Source organism: Leifsonia sp. SIMBA_070, from assembly GCF_046534635.1.
GTDB lineage: Bacteria > Actinomycetota > Actinomycetes > Actinomycetales > Microbacteriaceae > Leifsonia.
This window is the reverse complement of the sequence record NZ_JAWRYK010000549.1, coordinates 1-256: the sequence shown is the minus strand read 5'-3', so window position 1 is coordinate 256 and position 256 is coordinate 1. Positions and strand designations below refer to the sequence as shown.

The 256-nt window shown below is 50.0% G+C and carries 1 protein-coding gene; it reads left to right on the top strand.

The features are described 5' to 3' along the window. Positions 1 to 17 precede the first annotated feature (17 nt). A partial coding sequence (locus tag SB754_RS21395) for a terminase large subunit domain-containing protein (RefSeq protein WP_410784342.1) occupies positions 18 to 256 on the top strand: 239 nt, incomplete at its 3' end.

The following is a 256-nucleotide window of genomic DNA, read 5'->3' as shown; positions in this document are numbered from 1 at the left end:
CCAAGAATCGTGTGTGGTTGAAAGGGTATATCCTCATCCAGTTTAAATCCGCTGACAATCCCAAGACGCTGGTCAGTAAAGGGTTGGACGGCGTTTGGCTTGATGAGGCGTCCAAGATGAAGGAGCAGACGTGGACCGGTTATCTCTCGTATGCACTCGCTGACAAAGGCGGGTGGAGTGTTTGGACGACAACACCGGAAGGAATGAACTGGTTTTATCATGACATAGTGTTAAATGGTCAGCATACGCAGGCAGG